General features: G+C 64.1%; 1 protein-coding gene. It reads right to left on the bottom strand.

Features of this window, described 5'->3' with window-relative positions:
- A partial coding sequence (locus tag E5W70_RS32495; RefSeq protein WP_292665459.1) for an amidase family protein occupies positions 1-800 on the bottom strand: 800 nt, incomplete at both ends.

Below are 800 nucleotides of genomic sequence, written 5' to 3'. Positions count from 1 at the left end.
CTGGAGGCCGACCGGCAGCCCCTGCGCCGTCAGGCCGGCCGGAACCGAAATCGCCGGATGGCCGGTATAGTTGATTGGATAGGTCATGCACCAGCCGATCAGCGGATCGACCGCCTCGCCATTGATCGATGTCGGCCCGATCGTGTTGCCGTCCGTGGCATTCTTGACGGGCGGGACGGCCAGCGTCGGCGAGACGATCAGGTCATGGGTTTCGAATACATCCTCGAGTCCGTCATGGACGCCGGTGCGCAAAAGATCGTCGAGCGCATGGTCGACGGCGGACACCTTGTAGGCGCCCTCCAGCATGGCGAGGAACTGCGGGGTGAGCACCTTGGCGTGCTCGCCCATCAGGTCGATGCCTTGCTGTTTCCAGTACACGGCGATGGCAGCATAGTGGATCGAGATCGTGCGCACCCAAAGCGCCGCCAGGTCCTTGTGATCGGCCTTGAAATCGAGCTCGACCTCGTCAACCTCAATGCCATGCCCGCGCATGACATCGATCGCACGGGCAACGACGGTGGCGACCTCAGCGTCGACAGGGAAATTGCCTAGTCGCGGGCTGTAGGCGACGCGCAGTTTCGGCGTCCGCCCGGCAACGGCGCCGACATAGTCAACGCCATCATCCGGCAGGCAGAACGGGTCGCGGTTGTGTGGCCCGGCCATGATCTTGGTCAACAGCGCGGCGTCCGCAACGGTGCGGGTCAGCGGTCCGATATGGACCAGAGGATGTCCCCACAGGAAGGCGTCGGGGCGAGTCACCGAAGGAATGCGGCCGAAAGAGGGCTTGAAGCCGACGGTGC

Origin of the sequence: Mesorhizobium sp., assembly GCF_005063415.1 — a bacterium.
GTDB lineage: Bacteria > Pseudomonadota > Alphaproteobacteria > Rhizobiales > Rhizobiaceae > Mesorhizobium.
The sequence above is the reverse complement of the archived record's forward strand: the minus strand, read 5'-3'. Positions and strand labels throughout refer to the sequence as shown.